We start from the raw sequence: 20,242 nt of genomic DNA, 5'->3' as shown, positions 1-20,242 counted from the left end.
GGCCCTATTCCCGACCAAGCCATTTTTGAAGAACCGGCAGGGGCATTACTGAATTTCGAGAGAGGCTGCATGAGTTTTCAAAGCGTTCCGGCGAACCCGGATCAGAGGAACGTGCTGACCGCGGAGGAGATCGGCTCGTTCCGTGAGCTGATCTACGGGCATCACCGTTCCCATCCCCGTCCGATGCCGTGGCGTGAAACAGACGATCCCTATGCGATTCTGGTATCGGAGATCATGCTGCAGCAGACCCAGGTGGAACGGGTCAGGAAAAAATACGTCGAGTTTCTGGATGCCTTCCCCACCCCTGCTGCATTGGCCGCGGCATCATTGGCCGAGGTGTTGCGGGTCTGGCAGGGGCTGGGTTACAACCGCCGCGCCATTGCCTTGCAGCGCTGCTGTACGGCCATCATGACCCGCTTTAACGGCAAGGTGCCCGGAGAGATCGAAACGCTGGAAACGCTGCCCGGCATCGGCTTCTATACCGCCCGCGCCGTGGCTGCCTTTGCCTTTTGCATTGCCGCCCCCTTGATCGAAACCAACATCCGGACGGTCTTTCTGCATCTCTTCTTTGCAGGCCGGGAGCAGGTTGCCGACCGTGACATCATGCCGCTGGTATCGGCCACATTGGACCGCAGCAATCCCCGGGAATGGTACTATGCCCTGATGGATTACGGTGTGATGCTGAAGCAGGCACATCCCAATCCCGGCCGTCGGAGTGCCCATCATATCCGTCAGTCCCCCTTCAAAGGCTCCAACCGCGAGTTGCGCAGCAGGATTCTCGGAGCGGTTCTGGCGGAATCGGGCCTGTCGGCGTCCCAGCTGAAAAGTTGTCTTGAGGTTGAAGCTGAGCTGCTGGAGAAAAACCTGTGCGACCTGCAACGCGAGGGTTTTCTTATTCGGGTCGGTTCCACCTTGATGGTGGCCGGGCAGTCGTCGTCGCCATGAAATAGAAAAGGGCCGGCCATCAGGCCAGCCCCCGTTGATACGCTGTTGGCTCGTATTACTTCTTGTGGCAGTCCTTGCAGCCGGTGGGGCCCTGCTTCATTTCCACGTGGCAGCCCTTGCAGGTTTTGTGGGCCCAGTCCTTGTTGAGCTCGGCGATCTTGCCGGGGCCCTTGGCATGGCACTTCGAGCAGTCCTTCAGCATCTCCTGGTGCTTCTTGTGCGGGAATGTCACTTTTCCCATGGATGCCGGCAGTTCGATGACGTCTGCAGCAAGGGCGGTTCCGGCGAATGCGGTGAGGGCAAGCAGGGCGATCAGTGTCTTTTTCATGGGACGACTCCATTTTTGGGGATTTGAAAACCGTTGTGACAGATTATTCACTTGTCGTGCCAACGGTGAGACGAAAGATACCCGGCCTCGCCCGCCCTTTCAATAACTCGGCCCCAACGCCTTGGGGTGGGGAATTTACCGGCTTTTTTGGACAGTTCTAACCCCCCTCGGGGTTCTTGTTACCGCAAATGGGGTACGTTCTCTTCTGGCTTATTACCGGCTGCAAGCATAAAATCTTGCCTTGCCAGGCAGGACTGTGTAAAAATTATCAGGTTACAACCAATACGAGGAGGAAGCATTCAGATGAAACAGCTTGACAACCGACGCGGCTTTACCCTGATCGAGATCATGGTGGTAATTGTCATCCTGGCTCTGCTGGCAGCTCTGGTCGGCCCCCGGCTGATGGGCCGCACCGATGACGCCAAGATTACCGATGCCAAGGTTCAGATCAAGAATATCGAGACAGCCCTGAAACTGTACAAGTTGGACAACGGTACATTCCCTTCCACTGAGCAGGGGCTTTCGGCACTGGTGACCAAGCCAACAGTCGGAACGATTCCCAATAATTACAAGAGCGAAGGCTATCTGGAAAGCAAGAAGGTTCCCAAGGACCCCTGGGGCAACGATTACATCTACATATCACCCGGTGAGCAGGGTGACTATGATCTTCTGTCCTATGGTGCCGACGGTGCAAAAGGGGGAGAGGGCAAGAATGCCGATATCAGCAGTGCAGATGTAAAGTAAGGCGCTTGATATCGTTGATGAACCCAAGGGATTGAAATCATGCCTGTGCGCATGATCTCAATCCCTTTTTTTGTGTCTGCAAGCCCCTCTCAAGAGACTTTGTGGTGATTAAATTTGTATAATTCAGTTGTTTTTTTACCATTCTGCGCTATAGTCCCATTCTGCTAACCTATTATTTTTATTAAAAATAAAAGTTTTTAGCTTTTTTAAATGGTAGCTGACATTTGCGAGGAGGATGAGAAACATGACCCAGAAGTATGTTTATTTTTTTGGTGACGGCCAAGCCGAGGGCCGCTCCGACATGAAAAACCTGCTGGGTGGCAAGGGGGCCAATCTGGCCGAAATGACCAGCATCGGTCTGCCGGTTCCTCCCGGCTTCACCATTTCCACCGAAGTCTGCACCGAATTCTACAAGAACGATCGCAATTACCCACCCGCCTTGGCTGCAGAGGTGGTAGCCGCCCTGAGGCGGGTGGAGGAGCTGATGGGCAGAAAATTCGGTGATCCAGCCAATCCTCTGCTGGTCTCGGTCCGCTCCGGCGCCCGGGCCTCCATGCCGGGCATGATGGACACCGTCCTGAATCTGGGGTTGAACGACACCACCGTGCAGGGCATCATTGCCCAGAGTGGCGACGAGCGTTTCGCCTACGATGCCTACCGCCGTTTCGTGCAGATGTATGCCGACGTGGTGATGGGAATGGAAAAGGAAATCCTCGATCACCTGTTGGAGCAGAAAAAGGAACAGCGCGGCGTACATCTCGACACCGATCTGACCGCTGCTGACTGGAAGGAACTGGTGGGGGTTTTCAAGGCAACCATAAAAAAGGAGCTGGGCACGGAATTTCCCGATGATCCCCAGGCACAGTTATGGGGTGCCATCGGTGCCGTGTTCGGGTCCTGGATGAACCAGCGCGCCATCACCTATCGCAAGCTCAACAACATCCCGGCCGACTGGGGTACTGCCGTCAACGTACAGTCAATGGTATTCGGCAACATGGGCAATGATTGTGCCACCGGCGTGGCCTTTACCCGCGATCCCTCCACCGGGGAGAATTACTTTTTCGGTGAATTCCTGGTCAATGCCCAGGGAGAGGACGTGGTGGCCGGCATACGCACCCCGCAGCCGATCAACCGCGTAAAGGACAAGGACGGTAAGTTGCCTTCCATGGAGGAGGTCATGCCGGACTGCTACCAGCAACTGGTCCAGATCCGCGGCATTCTCGAGAAGCATTACAAGGACATGCAGGATATCGAGTTTACCATCGAAAAAGGCATCCTTTACATGCTGCAGACCCGCAACGGCAAACGCACCGCGCCTGCGGCCATCAAGATCGCGGTCGAAATGGTAAGGGAAGGGCTGATCGACGAGAAGACCGCCGTTCTGCGCGTGGCGCCCAACCAACTCGACCAGTTGCTACACCCCTGCCTCGACCCTAAAGCCGAGAAGCTGGTGATTGCCAAGGGGCTGCCTGCCTCGCCCGGCGCCGTATCCGGCGAAGTGGTGTTCACCGCCGATGAAGCCGAGGCCGAAGCCAAGACCGGCCGCAAGGTGATCCTGGTCAGGATCGAAACGTCCCCCGAAGATATTCACGGCATGCATGCGGCCCAAGGCATCCTCACTGCCCGCGGGGGCATGACCTCCCACGCCGCAGTGGTTGCCCGCGGCATGGGTAAATGCTGCGTGGCCGGCTGCGGAGATATCAAAGTCGATTATGTGACGGAGACATTTACCGCCAAAAACGGCGTGGTAGTGAAGCGGGGGGATCTGATCACCCTGAACGGCTCCAGCGGAGAGGTCATGCTGGGGGCCGTGCCGACCATTCCGGTGCAGCTGACCGGCGATTTCGGCACCCTGATGGGGTGGGTTGACGGCTTCCGCACCATGAAGGTCCGCGCCAATTCCGACACCCCCCACGACTCCAAAGTTGCCCGCGACTTCGGGGCTGAAGGGATCGGCCTGTGCCGCACCGAACACATGTTCTTCGATGCCGAGCGCATTGCGGCGGTGCGCGAAATGATCCTGTCCGACGAGTTGGAAGGGCGTGAAAGGGCCCTGGCCAAAATCATGCCGATGCAGAAGGGGGACTTCATCGGCATTTTCCGTGAGATGAAGGGGCTGCCGGTCACCATCCGTCTGCTCGACCCGCCGCTGCATGAATTCCTGCCCCAGGAAGACAGGGACATCGAGGACCTGGCCAAAACCATGGGGGTTTCGGTCGGTGCCATCAAGCACAAGATCGAGTTCCTGCACGAATTCAACCCGATGCTGGGACATCGCGGCTGCCGACTCGGCATCACCTTTCCCGAAATTTACGACATGCAGGTGCGCGCCATCATGGAGGCGGCCTGCGAACTCGTCAGGGATGAGGGCTTCACCATCGTGCCCGAGATCATGATCCCGCTGATCGCTACCGTAAAGGAGCTGCAGGTGCTGAAGCAGAATGCCGCGGCTGTCTGCGAGGAGGTCATTGCGCAGTACGGGGTCAAGCTGGAGTACCTGATCGGCACTATGATCGAACTGCCCCGTGCCGCCCTGACGGCCGACGAGATTGCGGTTGAGGCCGAATTCTTTTCCTTCGGCACCAACGACCTGACCCAGACGACCTTTGGTCTGTCCCGCGACGATGCCGGTAAATTTCTGCCTTTTTACGTCGATAGCGGCATACTGCCGGAAGATCCGTTCGTGTCGCTGGATCAGTCCGGGGTGGGCAAGCTGGTGAAGCTGGCTTGCCAGCAGGGACGCACCACCCGCTCGGACATTAAGCTGGGCATCTGCGGCGAGCATGGCGGCGATCCGGCCTCGGTCATGTTCTGCCACGAAATCGGTCTGGACTACGTCTCCTGTTCGCCATTCCGAGTGCCCATCGCCCGCCTGGCCGCCGCTCATGCTGCATTAAGTTCCTGATTTTCTTCATCGTTCCGCTGATAGCACAAAAAGGGGATGGATCATGCGATCCATCCCCTTTTGTTTTGCCCATCTCCCGAGTTTACGGTGACCCCGGTATGTCCGGCGATTTATACGGATTCAACCAGTCCTGATTTTTCAAACCCTGAAGCGGCTCACGATCGATCGCAATTCGACGGCAGTGCGTGACAGTTCGGAAGCTGCGGCTTCGGTCTGCTGCGCGCTCTCAGCGGAAGCATTCACCACCTCCGAAATGTGGTGGATGCTTTCGGAGATACCTGATGCGGTCGCTGACTGCTGTTCCGCGGCCGTTGCCACCTGGGAAACGCATTCGATCAACGGGCCGATGTGGCTTTTGATCGTGCCGATCGCCTGGCTGGAGAGCTGCACATCCCTGGTCCCGTTGCGTACGCTGCCGGAACTCTGCTCCATGGAAGTCACGACATTTTTAACATCGCTCTGCAGGCTGCCGATGATGCCCTGTATTTCCTGGGTGGCCTTGGTCGTTCTCTCCGCCAGGCTGCGCACCTCGTCCGCCACAACCGCAAAACCACGCCCCTGGTCCCCGGCCCTGGCCGCCTCGATGGCAGCATTCAAGGCCAGCAGATTGGTTTGATCGGCAATGTCGCCGATGGCCACAACGATGTCCCCGATGCGCTCCGAGTTGGTACCGAGTGCCTTGACCGCCTCGGTCGTTCCGATTACCATCCGCTCGATCTCTCCCATCATGGTGGTCATGCTGGAAATGACCTTTTCACCGTCACGGGTTGCAGTATCAGTTTCCGAGGCTTTGGATGCCATCACGTGGCAGCTCTTGGATATGGAACTGCTGACGGAGGCCAGTTCTTCAGCCGCGAGGCTGACTGAGCTGGACTGCTGCGAGGCTTCCACGGTGCCCGAAGAAATACGCGACGAAGAACTGCGCAGAAGGTCGGATGCATCCGAAATCTGGCTGGAAGATGACTGCATTCCGGAGATCATGTGCTGCATGGCCTTCTGCAGTTCGATGATGGAGGCCAGTATCCTGCTCAACTCCGTCCTGCGCTTGATGACTATCTGCTGGGAGAGGTTTCCGCCGGCCATTTCATGAAGGTGTCCGATGGCCCTGTTGATGGGTTCAATGATCGACATGATGTTGACGAAGCAGAAAACGGCACCGAGCACTATCGAAAGGGCGATGGTGGCATACATGACGAGAAAGCCGAATTGGGCGGCAACACCGACCGCCACCAGACAAAAGCTGTAGCAGATGCAGAATACCCACAGGCGTGTCTTGATCTGCAGCCCGCGGTACCATTCCCACAAAAACATATTCACCCCCTTTGATGATGTGCAACAGTCTGAAAAACGGCCGGATCACTCTTCGGCAAACACCAGCGCCGTGAAAACATAGATGTCGCACTGCTTCTTCCAGGCGTTCTCCGGCAGGCCCGCCTTGAGGCAGATGTGTTTCAGGAACGTTTCCCGGTCCCATCCATACTCGGTCGCGACCTGGGGCAGCAAAACACCGCGATAGGTGTTTTTGACAATATAAAGCCCATGTTTACCGACCTGGATCTCTTCGGGGGCGGAAATTTTTTTGAGGGGGGAGAGTACCGATATTTCAAGGTCGAAATTTTCGAGATCCTGGGGTTTCATGCGGTAGAAGCGGGGGTCCTGTGTGGCGGCTGAGATGGCCATTTCCTGAACCAGGCGGAAAAGCGGCTTGTCCGACATGAAGTTGCCGATGCATCCCCGCAGGCGGCCATGCTGCTTGATGGTGACGAAACAGCCGTTCTCGGCGCACATGCCGGGGGAATTTGCATCCACGGGGGGCGCCTCGCCGGTCATGACAAAACCATTGATCGTATCCCGGGCAATTTTCAGCAGTTCCTTCTGTTCCGTTTTCGTGAGAAGTTCGGCCATGCAATCTCCCTCTTCACAGCGGGTTCAAAACTGTCTGGCTATCCTGCCGGGCTCACCTAGCGATAATGCTTTCTGCGGAACAGCCCGGTCTTCACGCTTACGATCCTGTCCAGGAACAGCATTCCGTCCAGATGGTCCATCTCGTGCTGGATCGCCACCGCTTCGAAACCGGTCGCGGTGACTTCCCGCACCGTTCCATCCGGCTCGGTGAAACGCACGGTGATCTCGGTGGCCCGCTCGACGTCGCCGGTGTAATCGGGGATGCTCATGCAGCCTTCGCGCATGACGGCTGCGCCCTGCCGGGAAAGGATGACCGGATTGATCATGCGGAGCAGGCCGTGATTGTTTTCACGCCCCTGGCGGCTGCCGGAGACATCCACCACGCAGACGCGAAGGGTCACCCCAATCTGCGGTGCGGCCACTCCGACCGAACCGGGGCCGGCGTGCATGGTGTCCAACAGGTCCTCGACCAGAGTGTGAATGTCGCGGTCAATGGTGCCCACCTCATGGCAGATCTTTTTCAGCACCGGGTGGGGATAGCAGAGGATGGTTTGGATCGGCATATATCAGAGGGTGACCGGCGTGATGGTCCGTACGCCGATCTCCACGTTCAGCTCCTTTTTGAGGCTCTCCAGCAGCCCTTCCACATCTTCCGGCGTCTGGCCCGAAGGAACGGCTGCCTCCAACATCATTACGTAGACAGGTTCGGCCGGGGAGCCGACCAGTTTGGTGGAAAGATCCATGATATTGACGTTGCGCTGGGCAAGTTCGTGGGTGACGCGGTACACGATGCCGGGCCGGTCGGCCCCGTAGACCGACACCAGGCAGATCTCGCCGGCAGCCTCCTGGCGCACGATTTCATCGGCATGCAGCGTGCGTACCGCCAGGGACATGCCGAGACCATCGCAGACAGGTTTGATTTCTTCGAACAGGCGTGTTTTACTGAACGGCTTGGGGTGGGAGACGATCAGAATCATCGCGAACTCACCGGCCAGCATGGTGCAGCTGGAATCGGCGATGTTGCAGCCCAGTCGAAAGAGCACTTCGGCAATGGCAGCCACAATGCCGGGCCGATCCTTGCCAACTACTGAAACAGCATAGTGAGCGGTTTCAAGGTGTTGCATCATTGGAGCCCCCGATGAAATTGTATACAGGGTTGCTTAACACTAAACGATTTCATCTGCAAATGTTTTTTATATCAGGTATACTGCCGCCCTATTATAAAGGAAAACGCCATGAAAACAACCATTACACGCTCCGTTTGCCCCTATGACTGCCCCGATACCTGCGGGATGTTGGTAGAAGTGAACAATGGTCGGGCGGTACGGGTGAGCGGAGATCCTGATCACCCCATGACCCGCGGCCTGCTCTGCCCCAAGATGAACAACTACCAGCAGACCGTGCACTCGCCCCGTCGTCTGACCACTCCACTGCTCAGAACCGGAACCAAGGGTGAAGGACGTTTCACGCCGATCGGCTGGGACGAGGCCATCGAGCGCATCGGCACGCGCTGGCAGGAGTTGCTCGGAGCCTTCGGTGGCGAATGCGTTCTACCATACTCTTACGCCGGTACGATGGGATTGGTGCAGCGCAACAGCGGCCATGCCTTTTTTCACAAGCTGGGCGCCTCGCGGCTGGAGCGCACCATTTGCTCCCCGGCCAAGGATGCGGGCTGGAAACAGATCATGGGTGATACGCCCGCCATGGATCCGACCGAGATGGCACACAGCGACCTGGTGATCCTGTGGGGCATCAACGCCGCTGCCACCAGCATCCATGCCATGCGGGACGCGCAGAAAGCACGTCATAAAGGCGCCCGGCTGTGGGTGATCGACACCTACCGCACACCCACCGCCGATGCCGCGGACGAGGCTTTTCTCGTCCGGCCCGGTTGTGACGGGGCGTTGGCGTTGGGGATGATGCACGTCATCGTGCGCGAGGGGTGGGCGGACCACCAGTTCATCGACGCAAACGTACTCGGCTTCGAGACCTTCGAGGCGGAAGTTCTGCGGGAGTGCACCCCTGAGCGGATGTCGGCCGTCTGCGGGCTTGCGCCCGAAACCATCGAGCGCCTGGCACGGGAATATACCGCTGCCGCGGCCCCCTTCATCCGGCTGGGGAGCGGCCTGACTCGCTATGCCAACGGCGCCATGACCGTGCGCACCATTTCCTGCCTGCCGGCTGTGACCGGTGCCTGGCAGCGGCCGGGTGGGGGCATTTTCTGCAGTACCTCCACCGGCGGAGCCTTTCCGCTGTATCTTGTCACACGGGAGGATTTCCAGAAGGAGCCCGCGCGCATGGTCAGCATGAATCAGCTGGGAGCAGCGCTCAACGATCTGGACGATCCGCGGATCATGTCGCTGTACGTGTACCACTCCAATCCGGCAGCCATTGCCCCGGACCAGAATGCCGTCATCCGCGGGCTGTCCCGCGAGGACCTGTTCACCGTGGTGCACGAACGTTTCATGACCGATACCGCCCGCTACGCCGACATCGTGCTGCCTGCCACCTCGTCGCTGGAGCACCCCGACCTGTACCGCTGCTACGGCGGGTACCACGCCCAGAGCTGCCGGGCAGTAATTCCTGCGGTGGGGGAGGCCAAAAGCAATTGGGAGGTGTTCGGACTGCTGGCCCGGAGCATGGGCTGGGATGAGCCGTTCTTTCAGTTGTCTGCGGAGGAAGTGATCGAACTGCTGGTGGACGAGGTCAACACCTGGCGGACTGCTGCCGACAACGAGCGTCTGCGCCGGGGCGAACCGGTGCAGTTGACGCCATTATCGGACCCGAAGCGGGGCTGGCGGACCCCCTCCGGCAGAATCGAAATCCTCAACCCGCGCGAGAAGGAGCATCTGCCGCGTCTGCTGCCGACCCATGCCGAAGGGGACCGGCTGCCGCTGCGCCTTCAGCCGGCTACCACCCCCTTTGCTCTTAACTCCTCCTTTTACGAGCAGGAGGGCCTGCGGGACCGGCAGGAATGCATGCAGCTGATGATGCATCCGCTGGATGCCGAGCAGCGGGAATTTGCCGATGGTGCTGCGGTCGTCGCATTCAACGGATTGGGGGAGGTGGAGTTCTCCCTGAAGGTTACCGAGCGCGTTCCCGCAGGAACAGTGGTCACCGAAGGGGTCTGGTGGCGGGAATTCATCCCCGGCGAGCGGGGAGTCAATGCCCTGACCTCCCAGCGCCTGACCGACGGCGGGCGGGGCAGTACCCTGTACGACGTGGCAGTGGATGTGAGAGCAGCCTAGCGCTTCTATCGCCCCTGCACCGAACGCAGCAGTTCCAACTGACCGGCTACGGTTCCCGGATCTCCATGTCCGGCCCGCGCCAGCAGTGGTGCCACGGCCTGCTCGGGCGCGATGCGGGGGCTGCCGCAGTCGGTCAGGTGATGCATCAACCGCATGGTACGGAAAGCGTCGAACCAGCCGTGAAAGGCATTCAGAAGCCTGTCGCGACTGGGAGCGTTCCGCTTCATATTGTCCCAGGCCGCGCCGAAACCGGCCTGCTCCAGGAAACTGCCCAGGTGCGGCGCCACCCGGCCCGCCCGTTGCGTTATCCCCCCGCCATCCTCATCCGCATAGTCTCGAGCCAATCCAAGCCATTCCTCCAGTATGCCGAACAGCTCCGGTCGATAGAACAGCATCTGCTCATTGCCCTTGGCCAGCATGTCCCCCACCGCGCGGCCGGTGCCGAAAGGGACCCGGTGCGAGGAGCGCGGCGAGGGGTGCACGACCGTGCCGGAGAGCGGGGCTACACCGGCGGTCTTGTGCACCTGCTGCAGAAAGTAGAAGTCCTCACCCGCCAGCCGCCGGTTCATCCCGCCGCTTGCGGCATAAGCCGAAGCCCGGCACGCCATGGCGCTCCCCACGGTATGAAAGGCATAGGGGGAGCCGGCCAGCTCCAGTCCCTGCACATAGACCCGCAAGAACAGCTCATAGCGGTCGATGGCAGCCTGCCCCTGCGGCGTTGCGGCCGGTTGATGCCGAAAGGGAAGGCAGGCTCCGCCGGCAGTTGCAACGGCAAAGTGGTGGACAATAGCCTCCAGATAGTCGGGCTGCACCAGCGTGTCGGCATCCAGGCAGACCAGCAGCGGATCGTGATCGCGATAGTCCAGGTGCGACAGGGCCAGATCGAGCCCGATCTTGCGTGCCAGCCCCACCCCCTGCTTTAAGGGCAGTTCGCAGCTGGGGGAGGCGGCATCGACCCAGCACAGGTTTGTCAGGCCGTACCGCTGTCGCCACTGCGGCAGCGTGGTCAGCGTGGTTTGGTTGTCGGCCTGTTCTTCCAGAGAGGCGTCGCCGCGCTGGTTGACCACTACCAGGATCAGGAAGCGCTCCAGCAGGTCGGGCGGGTTTTGAGCCAGCGAATGCAGGGTGCGGGGCAGGTTTTGCAATTCCGCCAGGCTGGGGATGACCACAGCGCCGTGAAATATTCCGGCTGGGGGTTCGGTGATGTGCCAGGGGGCGGATACGGCGCGCTTGGCGAAGTAGGCGGCGATGGCTGTGGGAATAAAAGGATTACCGGAAGGTTCCATTACTGCGGGGCGTCCTCGATGGCTTCGAATTCGGCGTTTATCCGCGTGCTCTCGCCGCGCACCCTGAGGCTGGCCTCCATGAACCGCTGTCGACGAAGCCTGACCTCAATCTCGTGCTTCAGGTCGTCGGGTGGTCGCAAGGATAATGTAGTCATTTATGTGTTCCTTGCAAGTCGCATTTATTCGAAATCTGCCCCTCGATCGGTCGGCGGCACGCTTGTTTCACCGCTTCCGCAGCATCCGCTTGTCACCCACCCGGATGGTCACCTTCTCGCCGTCGAAATGTTCCAGGAGCGGGATCAGGAACTTGCGCGACAGGCCGGTCACATCGCGGTACTCGGGAGGGGTGATTTCACCCTTGTCCTTCAGGAGCGCCACCAGTTTCTCCCGCAGGCCATCCAAGGCAGCCGTGGCATAAAACAGATCGCCGGAGATGCGTACCGCGTCGTTGTTCCTGGTCAGCAGGGCCAGGTTGTCGCGCACACTCTTTTCGTCGCAGCGGAAGCGCTCCATGATCTCCTTGATGGTGGGGGGCTCGATCCCTTTTTCCTGCAGAAAGGCAGCGATTCTGGCGGCCAGGCCGTCGGTCGCAATGGCGGCACCAATGGTCCGGCCGGCCGGTTTGACGATCTCCCGGTCGGACACCACCGTCCCATCCCGCTCCAGGGCAGCCAGCAGCGGCGTGAAGAAACGCGGGTCGCTCCGTCTGGGCAGACGGGTCTTGAGCTCCTCCTTGCCCATGCCTGCCTTGAGCGGATTTGCGGACAGGAATGCCGCCACTTCCTCCAGCAGGCCTTTTTTCAGAGTGTCGAACGCCTCTCGTGCCAGAAAAATCCGCGGTTCGCGTATCACCTGGATGGCCTCGCCCGAGCCGAGCAGCGCCGACAGGGCCGCTTCGGCCACCTTGCGGGAAATACCGGCACGCAGCAGCAGCTCGTCGTGGCCGATGCCGGACAACAGGCTCTGGCCGATGATCAGCCCGAGGGTGCGCTGGTGTTCTGCAGTATCCAGCGCTTCGAGCAGGGCCAGCGCATCGGCGCTCCGCCTGCGGCGGTGCGGAGGGAACGGATCGAGGGTAATGCCCCCCCCAACGGTTACCTGGGGCGAAAAGGCCCGCAGAATGTAACTGTCGCCGGAGAGCAGCAGCGCGGGTTCCTTCAGGCGCAGCTGGGCGTAGGCGCTCTCTCCCGGCTGCAGGGCGTCGCGGTCCAGCAGGATCACCTGGGCCGGCACCTCGTAGGTGGCCGAGTGCAGACGTACCGTGGAACGGTGCTTCAGCGGCCGCGGAGCCGAGGAAAGGTAGTCCAGGCGCACATCCACCGCCCGGGTGGCCCGGAAGGTCTCCCGGGGCACCACCACATCGCCGCGGTGGGCCTCGGACAGGTCGATGCCCTGCAGATTGACGGCCAGGCGCTGGCCGGCCAGCCCCTTGTCGGTACTGGTGCCATGAGCCTGGATGCCGCGCACTCTGCCCTGGCGTTCCCCGGGCAGCAATTCCAGTTCATCTCCCACTGTTATCTCGCCGGCCAGCAGCGTACCGGTCACGACCGTGCCGAAACCGGGCATGGTGAAGACCCGGTCGACCGGCAGGCGGAAGTGCCCTTCGCGGCGCTTTTCGGCCACCTCGCCGGCCAGGCGCTCCAGTTCTTCCCTGAGCCAGTCCAGTCCTTCGCCGGTCTTCGAAGAGACCGCGCAGATGGGGGCCTGCTCCAGAAAGGTTCCGGCCACGAATTCGCGCACCTCTTCGGTCACCAGTTCCAGCCAGTCGTTGTCGACCATGTCGCGCTTGGTCAATGCCACCAATCCGCTTTTGACCCCCAGGAGCCGCAGGATATCGAGATGTTCGCGGGTCTGGGGCATGATGCCCTCGTCAGCCGCGATCACCAGCATGACCAGGTCCATGCCACCCACGCCGGCTACCATGGTGCGCACGAACTTTTCGTGCCCCGGCACGTCCACGATCCCGAAACGGACACCCCCCGGCAGCTGCAAATGGGCAAACCCCAGCTCGATGGTTATGCCGCGCGCCTTCTCCTCCTTGAGACGGTCGGTGTCGGTGCCGGTCAGGGCTTTGACCAGAGAGGTCTTGCCGTGGTCGATATGTCCGGCCGTGCCGAGGATCAGGTGTTTCACTGGTGCTCGTCCCCCTGATCCGTCTCGAATCTGCGCGCCTTGCGGCGCAACAGCAACTGCAGTGCCAGATCGGTCAGGATCAGACCGCAGACTGTCAGCAGGTAGGCCGGGCGGGCCTGAAAGTATCCGAGGCAGTTGAAGAACATGTACAGCGCCACGATGGCCGGCAGGAGACGGCGGGTGGAACGTGCCACGCTCGCGCCGGCCTCGGGATCATCGGGATTGAAGAGCGATAAAAGGCGCGGAGCCAGGAAAAAGCCGAGAGAGGCGTCCAACAGCACCAGCAGAGTGTTCAGCAGGAACAGCGGCAGATGAAATTGATCCATGTAAGATCCTTCGGATGTGATTTGAGAAGGCCAGCCCGGAGGAGCTAACGCTTGCGATTGAAGCGGTAGCCGACGCCGCGCACGGTCTGGAAGTGAACCGGCTTGCCCGGGTCGGGCTCGAAATAGCGCCGCAGGCGCATGACGAAATTGTCAAGGGTACGCGTTTCGGTGTCGGAGCTGTACCCCCAGACCGATTCCAGCAGTTCGCTGCGGGGAACGATTTCCCCCTCCTTGCGGAAAAACAACGACAGGACACGCACCTCCATCTCGGTCAGGTCGATCTCCCCCTGCGCGGTCCTGGCGCGGTAGGAGAGCAGGTAGACTTCGTTGTCGCCGAAGCTGTAGCCCTCTTCCACCGGATCGGGGCGGTACCAGGAGGAGCGGCGCAGCATGCCTTTAACCCTCAGCAGGAACTCCATCAGGTTGAAGGGTTTGGTGAGATAGTCGTCGGCACCGCTTTCCAGGCCGCTGACCCGGTCGGCATCTTCGGAGCGCGCGGTCAGCATCAGGATCGGCACGCGTGCATCCAGGCTGCGCACGGCCTTGCAAACTTCGAAGCCATCCTTGCCGGGCAGCATCACATCCAGGATGACCAGGTCGAAGTGCTCCATTTCGAGGGCGTCCAGCGCCTTTTCGCCGCTCTCGAAATGACTGACGCGGCAGCCTTCTTCTTCGAGGTTGAAACAGATGCCCCGCGCCAGATGGATCTCGTCCTCGACCAGCATGATGTGCGGCTTGTCGGTGTCCATACTTTCCCTTTCCGTTACACTGCAGGGAGCGTGATCGTAAAGGTGCTGCCCGTGCCGGGCCCGTTGCTGGCAACGGTGACCGTTCCGCCGTAGCCGCGGATGATGGTATCGATGATGTACAGTCCCAGGCCGGTCCCGCGCACGTTTTCACCCGGCTGATGCACGCGGTAGAACATCTCGAAGACCTTCTTCAATTCTTTTTCCTCAAGACCGCGCCCCTTGTCCTGGACAGCCAGGTTCAGGGATTTGCCGCTCCGTACCAGCCGCACCATGATGTCGGGGCTTTCCGGGGAGTACAGCACGGCATTCTCGAACAGGTTGCGCAGTACCATGCCGATTTCCTCCGGGTCGACCATGGCCTTGAGACCGCTCTCTGCTTCCATCAGAATACTGCCCCCCAGCGGCAGATTCAACCGCTCCCGTTCGACATGTTCCTTTACCAGGGTGCTGATGTCGGTCAGGCGCCGCTCGGCCGGTTTGCGGCGCTGCTCGAGGCGGGCGGCCATCAGCAGATTGTTGATCAGGTAGTGCAGACGTTCGGTGTCAGCCAGCATGGTGGAGACAAAGGCATCCAGCTTTTCCTCGGCAGGGTGGCGCAGCCGGATGGTTTCCAGGTGCAGTTGGATCGAAGCCAGCGGGGATTTCAGCTCATGGGTGACCTGGGAGATGAAGGTGCGTTGCTGGGCATAGAGATTGGACTGACGGTTCCAATAAACGAAGATGATATAGACGCCGGCCAGGATGACCGCCAGCATGACCAGCCCTTCGACCATCACCAGCCAATTGAAGCTCCTGCCCACCAGCTCGGGATGGTATTTTTCGGCCAGTTCACGGAATTCGTGGTGTTTGCCGACGAACCAGTAGATCCAGAAAATCACCAGGGTGATCCAGACCAACTGGATGGCGATCAGCGCCATGACCGGATGGATTATTTTCCGCAGCAGCTTCATTGATCTCCCAGGGGGCTGCCGCTTCAGCAACGGCAGGGACAGGAATGGGCCGGCAGCCTTTTGAGTGCTTGCGCAGCGCCCGGATGTTCTGTTATAACCGCTGGGCGTTTGCAGCGCAATCAGAGAGTGCACCGGAGAATGAACACAATGTCCAGTTTCGACTTCAAAAAATTGAACCGCACCATGCTGATCTACCGCGTCGTCCAGGCCTTGCTGGCATGTCTGCTGGTGTACGTGGCATTCATCTTCCAGAACAACTTTGCGCTCCTGGGCAAGCCCGAAAAGTTCATGTCTAGCATCATCGCCACCATTGTGATCCAGTTGCTTACGATCTATCCGATCTACCGGCTGGCCTGGCGCGATGCCGGCATCGAGATCGAGGGCTGCGCCACCGGCATCACTTCGGAAACAGTGGCGGCCCTGAGGAAGAAGCGTCTGCTGGGAGATCTGTGGAAGTTCAGCGCAGTGGTCTTTTTCCTGATTTTTGTCACCATGATCCCGGATGCCAAAAAGGCGCCGGGCGCCACCCAGGTGCTGGCCGTCACCCTGTTCTCATTCCTGCTGATGTGCTTGACCTATTTCCAGTGCTTCAATTTCAGCGCAAAAAAGCGCATGAAGAATAGTAACCCCACCTGACCTCCCCTTAATCTGAGGGGAGGACGCTCCGGAGTGACGATGGCAGAACTTCCGGCAAAAACCCTGATAGGACGTTCCCTTTCTTGGGATAAGAGGACCCATAGGACCTAAAGGGGACAGGAGGAGTTGCGAACCGACAGGCCTGCCTGTTGACTACCTGCCTTTCTCTGTGTCCTCTGTGGCACACGATTTCTGGTTGAAAAACCCCTCCATCCGCCTGAACACCTCCCCGGACTCACCCCTGACCAGCTCCGTATCGGGCAGAGATCGCAGAAAAGTCCTGCCATAGCCCTTGGTGGTCACCCGCCGGTCCAGAATCAGGACCGCACCCCGGTCGTCCCGGCTGCGGATCAGCCGGCCGAATCCCTGACGGAATTTGATCACTGCCTGGGGTATCGAGAAGTCCCGGAAGGGATCGCCTCCTAATGACTGGATCTGCTCGGCCCGCGCCTGCTGGACCGGCTCGGTCGGCACCTGGAACGGCAGGCGGGCGATGATCACCAGCCGCAGGGCATCCCCCTTCACATCCACACCCTCCCAGAACGAATCGGTACCGAACAGTACTGCATTGTGCTCCTTGCGGAAGCGTGCCAGCAGCGCATGGCGACCGGTTTCACCCTGCTTCAGCGCCGTCAGCCCCAGCCGGGCCAGTTCCGGTGCCAGGGCCGTATAGACCTTGTTCAGCAGGTCATAAGAGGTGAACAGGATAAAGGCGCCCCCCCGTGAAATGGTCACCGCCTGCAGAACCCGCCGCTCCAGCGCCTCCCTGAAGCCGGGAGCGGTCGGCTCGGGCATGTCGTCCGGCACCGCCACGAACACCTGTGAGCCGTAGTCGAAGGGAGAGGCCAGCTGCAGCTCATCCAGGCGGGCGGTTTCCAAAAGTCCGAAACCTGTCCGTTTTTTCAGGTATTCGAATTGCCCCCCTACCGTCAGAGTGGCCGAGGTGACAACAATGGTCTTGAGCCGGTCCAGGATCGTCTGCTTGACCTGTCCGGAGATGTCCAGCGGTGCAGCGCACAGCCTTGCCTGCAGGCCGCGCGAGCCGCGCTTGACTTCGATCCAGCGGCAAAACCCTTCGGCCCCTGCGGTATAAAATAGAAACCCTTCCACCACGGCCTGCAGACGCTGTTCGATTCCGGCGATATCCACGAGCTGGTCGGACAGGCGTTCGCGCAGCTTTTCCGGAAGTGCTTCGCAGCGCCGCAACAGGCTGCGCAGGGCCGAGGTGTAATCCGCGACGGCGTCGGAGAGGCTGTGCAGGCGCTGGCGGCATTCCTGCCAGAATGCTTTCCCTTCCACCGCTGGCGTGATGCGCAGCTTCTGTTCCCTCCCCGCGGCGCTGCCGGTTTCCTGTTCGACCGCCAGCGCCAGCCAGTCCATGGTCGCATCGGTCCTGGCAGCCAGGTCATGTGCCTTGGGCAACAGATGGGTTTCCAACAGCCCCGAAAGCTCGATATAAAGTGCCTCCTGCGCCTCGGGCAGGTCGCGCGCCAGGCGGTTGGATACGATCGTCAGCAGTCCGGCCCGGGCAGCCTTGGCCGGCACCAAGCGGTGCAACTGCTTGAGGATGCCGCCGCGCGAGATCACCTGCGACAGATGGCTGGTGGCTACATCCTCCAGGTGATGTCCCTCGTCGAAGATCAGGCGCGTGAAGGGTGGCAGGATGGCGGTGGCGTCGTAGCCGGTTTCGCTGCGCAGCACGATGTCCGACAGCAGCAGGGCGTGATTGACGACCAGTATCCGGGCGGCCGAGGCTTCGCGCCGTGCCCGGTAGAAGAAGCAGCGGTTGAAGTGTTTGCAGCGTGAACGCCCGCACTGGTCGGCTTCGCAACAGACCTCCTCCCAGGTCCCGGCATGGGGGATGAAGGTCAGGTCGCTGCGGCAGCCGTCTCCGGCACTCTTGCTCCACTCGATGATGGCGGTCAGCTCCGAGGCGGACTCATCCGGGAACAGGCTCGGCTCGGCCTCGGCATTTTCGAGCTTGCGCAGGCAGGCGTAATTGCTGCGCCCTTTGATCAGGGCCGCCTTGAACTCGACCTGTGCGTGGCGGGACAGGAAGGGCAGGTCCTTGCGGATCAGCTGTTCCTGGAGATTGATGGTGTTGGTGGAGATTACCACCCGTTCGTTGTTGCGGACTGCCCAGAGGATCGACGGGATCAGGTAGGCCAGGGATTTGCCGGTACCGGTGCCGGCCTCAACCAGTATGGCGCGGTTGCGGTTGAAGGCTTCGCACACGGCAAAGGCCATGCGCATCTGTTCGTCGCGCTGTTCGAAACCCTTCAGATTGACAGCCAGTACCCCCTCGGCACCGAAGATCCGGCTGATCTCGTCCAGTGAAAGCAGCTCTCCCTTCTTCTCCATAAAAGGGGTCACCACCTGGTAGCAGCGCGTGCAGCCGTTATCCACGATGGAGCAGCCGATGCCCTGATTGCCGGCCACAGAGGCGATATCCATATCGGCTGCCGAAGGGGTCAGGTCGCCGGAGGGATGATTGTGAATCACCACGTCTCCGCCAACGGCGCGGGACAATATGGCCGGAACCGCATTTTTGCTGCCGCGGGCAATGGTCTCTACTTCGCAGACAATCCCGTCCAGATTGGTGCGGCCGATGAAGAAGACTTCGTTGCCGCCGGCCAGTTCTATCTCGTGGCGCATCAGCAGCAGGGCGTCATTGGTAAAATATCGATTCATGGGTTGTTCATGTTCCACAGACGAGACAAGGGAGGAAACGGGGATGGCAACTGTTTCTCGGGGGTAATGTCAATCGAACGTGCATTTGTTTCAGAAATGCTACCGCTTGTACTCATGTTCCCGTTATAGCAGTGCCGGACGCGAACCGGCAAGCAAAAACGACGGGTGGCCGGCTGTGCTGCAACCTCCGGTAATCACAGCTGAATTGCGCCTTCGGTCAACCGGATGGAGGGAGAAAAGATTGCTTGCGACAACGGCTCCGTGCTACAAATAAAGACCCGATGCAACCGCAGCAATCGATTCAAAGGAGCCAGCCATGTCCTTCCGCACCATCGAATGGCGCGACAACACCGTGATCATGATCGACCAGACCCGTCTGCCGGGCGAGGAGATCTACAATACCTATGCCGATTACAAGGATGTGGCCGAAGCCATCCGTGGCATGGTCATCCGCGGCGCCCCGGCCATCGGCGTGGCTGCGGCCATGGGGATCGCCCTGGGAGCCCGCGAGATCATCGCCGATACGCATGAATCCTTTTTCCGCCAGTTGGAAAATGTCTGCGATGTGATGGCCCGCACCCGCCCCACGGCCGTCAACCTGTTCTGGGGGATCGAGCGCATGAAGCGGGTGGCCGAGGCCAACCGGGACAAGAAGCTGGACCAGATCCGCGAGATTCTCAAAAATGAGGCCATCCGCATCGAAGAAGAGGATCAGACCATCTGCCGCAACATCGGCAAGTGGGGGGCCACCCTGATTCCGGCCGGGGCCACGGTCCTGACCCACTGCAATGCCGGCGGCCTGGCCACGGCTGGTTACGGTACGGCGCTGGGGGTGATCCGGGCTGCCCATGAAGCGGGCAAAAACATCCAGGTCTTTGCGGACGAGACGCGCCCCTGGCTGCAGGGGGCCCGGCTGACCGCCTGGGAACTGATGAAGGAAGGCATTCCCACCACATTGATTTCGGACAACATGGCCGGATTCTTCATGCAGCGCGGAGAGATCACCTGCTGCGTGGTCGGGGCAGACCGTATCGCCGCCAACGGCGACACGGCCAACAAGATCGGCACCTATTCGGTGGCCGTGCTTGCCAGGGAAAACAATATCCCCTTTTACGTGGCCGCACCGGTCTCGACCCTCGACCTATCGCTGAGCGACGGCAGCCGGATTCCGATCGAGGAGCGCCCGGCCTCTGAAGTTACCCATATCCGCGGCGCCAATATAGCCCCTGAAAACATAAAGGTGCGCAACCCCTCCTTCGACGTGACTCCGGCGCGCTATATCTCCGCCATCATCACCGAAAACGGGATCGTCAGCGGCGATTACTGCGCCGGTTTGCGCAAAATTGCGGGGCGCTGAGCTGATTCCTGGATAAGCCGGTATCCGGATTGGTGAAAC

18 protein-coding genes are annotated in these 20,242 nt (G+C 60.1%); 6 read left to right on the top strand and 12 right to left on the bottom strand.

Going from position 1 to position 20,242, the window contains the following annotated elements; translation table 11 throughout:
* Positions 1–69 precede the first annotated feature (69 nt).
* A complete protein-coding gene (locus GSVR_RS19925; RefSeq protein WP_173195548.1) occupies positions 70–945 on the top strand; it encodes an A/G-specific adenine glycosylase in 876 nt (291 codons plus the stop codon).
* 55 nt (positions 946–1,000) lie between these two features.
* Here the strand turns inward: GSVR_RS19925 and GSVR_RS19920 are convergent, their stop codons facing one another.
* Positions 1,001–1,273 carry a cytochrome c7 gene (locus GSVR_RS19920; RefSeq protein ID WP_173195546.1) on the bottom strand — a complete coding sequence of 91 codons (273 nt, stop codon included), beginning with the start codon at positions 1,271–1,273 and terminating at the stop codon, positions 1,001–1,003.
* 303 nt (positions 1,274–1,576) lie between these two features.
* Between GSVR_RS19920 and gspG the strand changes: the two genes are divergently transcribed.
* Positions 1,577–2,017 (top strand): type II secretion system major pseudopilin GspG, encoded by a 441-nt coding sequence (gspG, locus tag GSVR_RS19915; RefSeq protein ID WP_173195545.1) that lies wholly within the window; start codon positions 1,577–1,579, stop codon positions 2,015–2,017.
* 244 nt (positions 2,018–2,261) lie between these two features.
* Positions 2,262–4,922 (top strand): pyruvate, phosphate dikinase, encoded by a 2,661-nt coding sequence (gene ppdK, locus GSVR_RS19910; protein WP_173195544.1) that lies wholly within the window; start codon positions 2,262–2,264, stop codon positions 4,920–4,922.
* Between the two features lie 138 nt (positions 4,923–5,060).
* Here the strand turns inward: ppdK and GSVR_RS19905 are convergent, their stop codons facing one another.
* Genes GSVR_RS19905 through GSVR_RS19890 form a run of 4 tightly spaced genes read right to left on the bottom strand, consistent with a single transcriptional unit; the run spans position 5,061 to position 7,954 of the window.
* On the bottom strand, positions 5,061–6,233 hold the full coding sequence (locus GSVR_RS19905) for a methyl-accepting chemotaxis protein (RefSeq protein ID WP_173195543.1): 1,173 nt from the start codon (positions 6,231–6,233) through the stop codon (positions 5,061–5,063).
* A gap of 45 nt (positions 6,234–6,278) precedes the next feature.
* Complete coding sequence (amrA, locus tag GSVR_RS19900; protein WP_173195542.1) at positions 6,279–6,827, bottom strand: AmmeMemoRadiSam system protein A; 549 nt, start codon at positions 6,825–6,827, stop codon at positions 6,279–6,281.
* Positions 6,828–6,883: 56 nt separating this feature from the next.
* A complete protein-coding gene (gene def, locus GSVR_RS19895) occupies positions 6,884–7,390 on the bottom strand; it encodes a peptide deformylase (protein ID WP_173195541.1) in 507 nt (168 codons plus the stop codon).
* Positions 7,391–7,393: 3 nt separating this feature from the next.
* Positions 7,394–7,954 (bottom strand): glycine cleavage system protein R, encoded by a 561-nt coding sequence (locus tag GSVR_RS19890; RefSeq protein WP_173195540.1) that lies wholly within the window; start codon positions 7,952–7,954, stop codon positions 7,394–7,396.
* Between the two features lie 108 nt (positions 7,955–8,062).
* On the opposite strand from GSVR_RS19890, the gene GSVR_RS19885 reads away from it, so the two are divergent.
* Entirely contained in the window at positions 8,063–10,075 is a 2,013-nt protein-coding gene (locus GSVR_RS19885; protein WP_173195539.1) for a molybdopterin-dependent oxidoreductase, read from the top strand.
* Positions 10,076–10,080: 5 nt separating this feature from the next.
* Here GSVR_RS19885 and GSVR_RS19880 read toward each other — a convergent pair whose 3' ends face one another.
* The 6 genes from GSVR_RS19880 to GSVR_RS19855 all read right to left on the bottom strand — a co-directional run bounded on the left by GSVR_RS19880 (position 10,081) and on the right by GSVR_RS19855 (position 15,519).
* Positions 10,081–11,361, bottom strand: a complete 1,281-nt coding sequence (locus GSVR_RS19880; RefSeq protein WP_173195538.1) for a glycosyltransferase family 2 protein — start codon at positions 11,359–11,361, stop codon at positions 10,081–10,083.
* A complete protein-coding gene (locus GSVR_RS19875) occupies positions 11,361–11,516 on the bottom strand; it encodes a hypothetical protein (RefSeq protein WP_173195537.1) in 156 nt (51 codons plus the stop codon). Before GSVR_RS19875 ends, GSVR_RS19880 begins: the two co-directional genes overlap by 1 nt.
* 67 nt (positions 11,517–11,583) lie before the next feature.
* A complete protein-coding gene (gene selB, locus GSVR_RS19870; protein ID WP_173195536.1) occupies positions 11,584–13,494 on the bottom strand; it encodes a selenocysteine-specific translation elongation factor in 1,911 nt (636 codons plus the stop codon).
* Entirely contained in the window at positions 13,491–13,820 is a 330-nt protein-coding gene (locus GSVR_RS19865) for a hypothetical protein (RefSeq protein WP_173195535.1), read from the bottom strand. The genes selB and GSVR_RS19865 overlap by 4 nt, the downstream gene beginning before the upstream one ends.
* A gap of 44 nt (positions 13,821–13,864) precedes the next feature.
* On the bottom strand, positions 13,865–14,569 hold the full coding sequence (locus GSVR_RS19860) for a response regulator transcription factor (protein ID WP_173195534.1): 705 nt from the start codon (positions 14,567–14,569) through the stop codon (positions 13,865–13,867).
* 14 nt (positions 14,570–14,583) lie between these two features.
* The gene (locus GSVR_RS19855) at positions 14,584–15,519 is read right to left on the bottom strand and encodes a sensor histidine kinase KdpD (protein WP_173195533.1); all 936 of its coding nucleotides are present in this window, start codon (positions 15,517–15,519) and stop codon (positions 14,584–14,586) included.
* Between the two features lie 147 nt (positions 15,520–15,666).
* Between GSVR_RS19855 and GSVR_RS19850 the strand changes: the two genes are divergently transcribed.
* Entirely contained in the window at positions 15,667–16,155 is a 489-nt protein-coding gene (locus GSVR_RS19850; protein ID WP_173195532.1) for a hypothetical protein, read from the top strand.
* Between the two features lie 153 nt (positions 16,156–16,308).
* Here GSVR_RS19850 and GSVR_RS19845 read toward each other — a convergent pair whose 3' ends face one another.
* Complete coding sequence (locus GSVR_RS19845; RefSeq protein ID WP_173195531.1) at positions 16,309–18,846, bottom strand: helicase C-terminal domain-containing protein; 2,538 nt, start codon at positions 18,844–18,846, stop codon at positions 16,309–16,311.
* A gap of 316 nt (positions 18,847–19,162) precedes the next feature.
* Here GSVR_RS19845 and mtnA point away from each other — a divergent pair, with 316 nt between their 5' ends.
* On the top strand, positions 19,163–20,203 hold the full coding sequence (mtnA, locus tag GSVR_RS19840) for an S-methyl-5-thioribose-1-phosphate isomerase (RefSeq protein ID WP_173195530.1): 1,041 nt from the start codon (positions 19,163–19,165) through the stop codon (positions 20,201–20,203).
* The last annotated feature ends 39 nt before the right edge of the window (positions 20,204–20,242 follow it).

The organism is Geobacter sp. SVR (genome assembly GCF_016865365.1).
In the GTDB taxonomy this organism is placed as follows: Bacteria; Desulfobacterota; Desulfuromonadia; order Geobacterales; family Pseudopelobacteraceae; genus Pelotalea.
This window is presented reverse-complemented; position numbering and strand designations above follow the sequence as displayed.